Annotated in this window: 6 protein-coding genes; all 6 read left to right on the top strand. The window is 66.9% G+C overall.

The genetic code is table 11. The annotated features are described in order from the left end of the window. Positions 1-822, top strand: an 822-nt coding sequence (locus EB084_17600) for a sensor histidine kinase (protein NDD30074.1), incomplete at its 5' end; no start/stop codon positions are given. A 123-nt stretch (positions 823-945) separates the two neighbouring features. After that, the gene (locus tag EB084_17605; GenBank protein ID NDD30075.1) at positions 946-2,442 is read left to right on the top strand and encodes an aldehyde dehydrogenase family protein; all 1,497 of its coding nucleotides are present in this window, start codon (positions 946-948) and stop codon (positions 2,440-2,442) included. A 56-nt stretch (positions 2,443-2,498) separates the two neighbouring features. Next, positions 2,499-2,936, top strand: a complete 438-nt coding sequence (locus EB084_17610) for a hypothetical protein (protein ID NDD30076.1) — start codon at positions 2,499-2,501, stop codon at positions 2,934-2,936. A 115-nt stretch (positions 2,937-3,051) separates the two neighbouring features. Further along, positions 3,052-3,597, top strand: a complete 546-nt coding sequence (locus EB084_17615) for a hypothetical protein (protein NDD30077.1) — start codon at positions 3,052-3,054, stop codon at positions 3,595-3,597. A 65-nt stretch (positions 3,598-3,662) separates the two neighbouring features. Continuing rightward, complete coding sequence (locus EB084_17620; protein ID NDD30078.1) at positions 3,663-5,045, top strand: TolC family protein; 1,383 nt, start codon at positions 3,663-3,665, stop codon at positions 5,043-5,045. Beyond that, a partial coding sequence (locus EB084_17625; GenBank protein NDD30079.1) for a copper oxidase occupies positions 5,042-6,183 on the top strand: 1,142 nt, incomplete at its 3' end. The genes EB084_17620 and EB084_17625, both read left to right, overlap by 4 nt.

Here is a 6,183-nt window from a genome sequence, read left to right on the forward strand (position 1 = left end):
CGATCGGGCGCTTCGGTTCTCGAGTCGGAACCCTCGCTGTCGCTGCCCGTGCTCATCGAGGAAGCCCGCAGCGACGCGCGCCTTCACGGTGAGGTGAGCCGTCTTCTCGACGATCAGATCAGTGGTCTCAATCACAAGATTCGCACCCCGCTCACCACCATCAAGGGGGTCATCGAGATCCTCAAGCACGATCCGGAGGCGTTCACCCGTTTCGTGAAGACCCTCGAGTTCGAGGTCGACCGGATCCAGCGTCTTCTCGGGCAGTTCTCGCTGCTCACGCGGGTGCAGTCCGGGCTCTACGACTGGGTGGTGCAGGACATCGATCTCCGCGAGCTGCTCGCCCATGTGGTCGAGAAGCTCCGCCCCTTCGCCAACGAGCTGGGGGTCTCGGTCGAGCTGGTCTTCGAGGCGACCGCCGACTTCCACATGCGGGGCACGGTGGAGATCCTCGAGGAGGCGTTCCGACAGGTGCTCGACAATGCCATTCGCTACGGCGCTCGGGGCAAGCAGGTGAAGCTGCAGGCCAGCGCGTCGGTGACGCACGTGACGGTGATGGTGTCCGATCGAGGGCCCGGGATTCCCAAGGAAGACGTGCCGTTCATCTTCCAGCCCTTCTACGTGGTGGGCCAGGATCCCGACACCCAGGCCCAGGGCGGGGGACTCGGCCTGTGCCTGGCCCGCGGCGTCATGGACGTGCACGGGGGGACCCTCGAGTGCGACAGTGGGCGTGGCGGCACCACCATGACCCTCCGCTTCCCCCGGGATTTCCAGCGGGAGAGCGTGCCGAGCCCTTCACGTCCGCCCGCGCGACGACGCAAGTAGCACTGCCGCGCCAGGTCGCTTCGCGATCTCGCGGTCGCCGAGAGACCTGCCGGCGTCTGATGTCCAGGAAAAGGCCGGGTCACTCTCGTACTTTCCAGGGCACGCTTCATCAACACCGAGGAGATGTCAGCCATGTCCATCGCAACCGAGGTCATCGAGTACAAGAACTTCGTGGGGGGCCAGTGGGTGGCTTCGACGTCGGGCAAGACGGTCGACAACATCAATCCCGCGCGGCCGTCGCAGGTGCTGGGGCGGGTGCGGCTGTCGACCCGCAAGGAGGCGAAGGCCGCCATCGACGCGGCGCACAAGGCGTTCGGCCCCTGGAGCGAGATGCCGGCCCCCAAGCGCGCCGACTACCTGTTCAAGGTGGTTCGCATTCTCGAGCGACGCAAGCAAGACCTCGCCGAGGTCTTGACGCGTGAGGAGGGCAAGATCCTTCGCGAGAGCCTGGGCGAGGTGCAGAAGGCCATCAACGTCGTCGAGTTCATTGCGGGTGAGGGGCGGCGACTGGGGGGAATCACGCGGCCTTCCGAGATGGCCAACACCTTCTGCTACACCCTTCGGGTTCCGCTGGGAGTGGTCTCGCTGATCACGCCCTGGAACTTCCCCGTGGCCATTCCCCTGTGGAAGATCGCGCCCGCCATCGTCTCCGGCAACACGTGCGTGCTCAAGCCCGCCACCATCACGCCAGGCACTGCGGTCATGCTCATGGAGATCTTTGAAGAGGCGAAGCTGCCGCACGGGGTGGTGAACCTCGTGCTGGGCAGCGGGGCTGAGGTGGGTCACGAGATGGTCGTCAACGAGCATGTCAAAGCCGTGTCATTCACCGGCAGCAATGAGGTGGGAATGCAGCTCTGCGCCGACGCGGCGCATCGCCACATCAAGGTGCAGTGCGAGATGGGGGGCAAGAACCCCATCGTGGTCCTCGATGACGCCGACGTCGAGCTGGCCGTCGAGAGCACCGCGCAGGGGGCCTTTGGCTCGACCGGGCAGCGCTGCACCGCCACTTCCCGTGTCATCATCGATGACAGCATCGCCGACGAGTTCGTGGCGCAGCTCAAGGCTCGCGCCGAGTCCATCGAGGTGGGTGACGGCATGGAGCCCGCGGTCGGCATGGGGCCTAGCGTCGACCTGGGTCAGATGGAGAAGGTGCTCGAGTACATCGACGTCGGCAAGAACGAGGACAAGGCTCATCTCGTGACGGGTGGAAAGCGCGCGTCCGGCGACGGGTACTTCATCGAGCCCACCATCTTCGATCACGTCGACCGCAAGATGCGCATCGCCCGCGAAGAGATCTTCGGCCCGGTGGTGTCGGTCATCCGGGTACGTGGCATCGAGGCCGCCATCGAAGCCGCGAACGATGTCGAGTACGGCCTGTCGTCGTCGGTGTACACCAACGATGTGGGGCGCATCTTCCGCTTCATCGACAAGATCGAGACCGGCATCACGCACGTGAACTCTCCCACCATGGGCGGAGAGGCCCAGCTGCCGTTCGGCGGCATGAAGGCAACGGGTGTGGGCAGCCGAGAGATGAACGAAGAGGCCTTCAACTTCTTCACCGAGATCAAGACCGTCTACATCGACTACACGGGCAAGAAGCGCGAGACGAACGTGTACTAGGCGAATCTTGCGGCGCCACCTATAATCGATTCATGGCGGCCAAGAAGCGACGGCGCGTGACCCGATGGTCCACCCTTGAGCGAATCCTCACGGTGGCCATCGTCTGCGTGCTCTGCTGGCTGGGCTATGACCTGTATCGTCGCTGGCACCCCAAGCCCGCCATCGGGGGGCTCGCCGCGCAGGTGTTCGCGCCCGGAGGAGGGGCAGCCCCGACGCACGCAGCCAGCCCTCACCCTGGGCGAGGCGATGCGCGTCTGCTGCGATTCCCGAGTCTCTATGACGCCGCGGGACGGGTGGGCCCGTCCGGCTACCCCACGGCCCCCCCGATGGAGGGCGGCTACTCGCCGCATCCCAAGCCTCCGCCTCTTCCGCCTGCGGGTCCGCGGGCGGCGCCATCGTCGGCGGCCTCCGCCTCTCCCGAGGACGTGGAGATCCGCTTCCCGTCGTGGAACGACGTGCCCCCGGAGCTGCGCCCGGAGAACTACAAGCGCTGATCTTCCCGGATGTGTTGCTGCGGGTGCGACGCGGGTCGCGTTGCGGGCGTGTGTGGCCGGCAGGGAGGTACGGGTCTCAGGCACGAAGCGAGGCGGCATGAGACGAATAGCACTGGTGATGCTGATGGTTCTGGGGCTCGTGCCGGCGCTGTGCGCGCCCGCCGCGGCCGGCGCCACGCCCGATGGTGTGGTGAAGCGATTCTACGGCGCCTGGATGGCGGTGGTGGGTGCCGACCCGTACGTCAAGGGCTCCGAGGAGCGTTGCCTGCAGGCACAGCGCGCCTGCTTCGAACCTTCTTTCTACGCGGTGTTCATGAAGGCGTGGAACCTCAACACCGGCACGGCGCCCATCGAGGGGTTCGACTTCGATCCGTTTCTCAATGCCCAGACCGGCTTCACGGCCCTGCGCGTGGGGCGTCCGGTGAGCGCCGGCAGCGCCATGAAGGTGCCGGTCTACGCGCGAGAGAGCCGGGGCGGGCGACCGGTCGGGCCGGAGGGGCTTCGCGCGACTGCCGTGGTGACGCGGCACGACGGTGCCTGGGTCATCAGCGACGTCCTCTCTCCGCAGCCGTCGACGAAGGAATCTCCCAGCAGCCTGCGTGCCTTGAGTGCGCAGCTGGTCGCCGACCACGCCCGTCGCAGCCAGAAGCGCAAGCCGTGAGGGTCAGGGAAGGGGCTTTCCGCGTTTCCGCGATTTGACGAAGATTTGCAGAGGGTGTGGTAGGATTGGCCTCGGTGGAGCGCCTCGTGATCGGCGCGCGGTGCTCCATTCTTCTCGGAGGCTTCATGCGAACGAACATGGCCCGCGTGGTGGCGGTGCTCCTCACGCTTCTTGCCGCAATGCTCCCCGCGGGAGCCGCTTCCTGGGATCAGGGAACGCCGGCCGACGCGGATGTGGCGCGGCGAATCACCGAGATGCTCGGAAAGCCGCTGTCCGCGGACGAAGCCGTGCAGATCGCCTTGCTGCGCAACCCGGATGTGCTGGCGCTGTATCAGGACGTCGGCGTGGCGCAGGCAGACGTGGTACAGGCCGGCCTGCTCAAGAACCCGGTGTTCGAGGGGGGCGTGTTCTGGCCCACGCCTCAGGCGGGACGCGCCCTCAACACCGGCTCCAGCGCGAGCGTGTCGATGGATTTCCTCGACGTCGTGCTGCGGTCGACCCGTCGCTCGCTGGCCGATGCCCAGTTTCGTCAAGCACGTCTGCGGCTGGCCGACGGCATCACGAGACTGTCGTACGAGGCCCGGGCGGCCTACTACACCTTGCAGGGCCACCAGCAGACCCTGGCGGTGCAACGCGATGTGGTGCGGGCCGCTGACGCCGCCGTAGCGGTGGCGAAGACCCAGCATGACGCGGGCAATCTCAATGCGGTCGACCTCGCCCGCCAGGAGGCCGCTGCGGGTGAGAGCCATCTCGATCTCGAGCGCTTCGAGGCGCAGGTCGCCGTCGACCGGCAGGCACTGGCCCGGCAGATGGGGCTCATCGGAACCGAGGATGCGTGGACTGTGGGCGCCCGGCTGCCGGACACGGCCGATGCTGAACCGTCGCAGCAGGCGCTCGAGCAGGCCGCGCTCTCGCAGCGTCAGGATCTGGCTGCGGTCAGGCTCGAGCCCGAGGTCGTCGAGCGCCGTCTCGCGCTCGCGCGGGGGTCGGCTCTGGGGTCGGTCAATCTGGGGGTGAGCACCGAGCGCGATGCAGACAACTTCCGCGTCACCGGGCCGACGCTCTCCATCGGCATTCCCCTGTTCGATCGCAACCAGGCCCAGGTGCAGCGGCTCGAGGCGGAAGGGCGTCGAAGCCGTCTCGCCATTGCCGCGAGCACGCAGGACGTGCTCGTAGCGGTGCGGAGCGAGCGCGCTCGCCTGATGGGCCTGCGGGCCATGCTCGGCTACTACGAGCGAACGCTGCTGCCGCTGCGCAGGCGCGTGCTGAAGCTCTCGCTCGAGCAGTACAACGGCATGCTGCTGGGGGTCTACGCACTTCTGCAAGCCCGTCAGGACGAGATTCTCGCGCACCGCGAGTACCTCGAGCTCCTGCGTGATTATCACGTGACCCGCGCGGCCCTCGAGCGCGCGGTGGGGGGGCGCCTGCCCCAGAAAGAGAAGCCATGAGACGACGCGACCTGTTCAAGACGGCAGCCCTTGTGGCCGCTGGCGCGGCCGGCGCCGCCGTGGGCGGGAGCCGTTCCGCAGAGGCGGTTGAGCCCTCCGCGGGGGGCTGGGTGCCGGTGGTCACACCCAACGGGTCGACCATGCCGTATCGCGTGGAGAACGGCGTCAAGGTGTTCCACATCGTGGCCGAACCGGTCATGCGTGAGTTCACGCCGGGGCTGAAGGTGCAGTGCTGGGGCTACAACGGGCAGACGCCGGGCCCCACCATCGAGGCCGTGGAAGGCGATCGGGTGCGCATGGTGGTGACCAACCGCCTGCCGGAGCAGACCACCATACACTGGCATGGCGTGCTCCTTCCGTTCGGCATGGATGGGGTGTCGGGTCTCACCCAGAAGCCCATCATGCCGGGCGAGACCTATGTCTACGAGTTCACCCTGCGCCAGCACGGCACGCTCATGTACCACCCCCATGCCGACGAGATGACCCAGATCGCCCAGGGCATGATGGGGTTCTTCGTGATTCACCCGAAGGTGCCCACGGGGCCGCGGGTCGACCGCGACTTCGCCATCTTCCTGGCCGAGTGGAAGATCCCGCCGGGCACCTCGCGGCCCGACCCGTTCGAGATGACCGAGTACAACTACTTCACCTTCAACTCGCGGGTCTTCCCAGGTACCGCGCCGCTCGTGGTGAAGCGAGGTCAGCGGGTGCGCGTGCGGCTGGCCAACCTCAGCATGGACAGCCACCCCGTGCATCTCCACGGCCATGTCTTCCACATCACCGGCACCCCAGGAGGTCGCATCCCCCAGGGGGCCTGGGTACCGGAAGCCACGGTGAACGTCCCGGTGGGTACGACTCGCGACTTCGAGTTCGTGGCAGACAATCCGGGCGACTGGCCCCTGCACTGCCACAAGGTGCACCACACCATGAACGGCATGGCCCACAACCTGCCCAACATGATCGGCGTGAAGCAGACCGGCAAGGTGGCCAAGGTGGTGCCGGGCTACATGCCCATGGGCGAGAACGGCATGGCCGAGATGGAGGACATGGACATGGGGCGGCCGGCCAACACCGTGCCCATGGGCTCGGCGCCAGGGCCCTTCGGCACCATCGGCATGGGGGGCATGTTCACGCTCATCAA

This window comes from Pseudomonadota bacterium (assembly GCA_010028905.1).
In the GTDB taxonomy this organism is placed as follows: Bacteria; Vulcanimicrobiota; Xenobia; order RGZZ01; family RGZZ01; genus RGZZ01.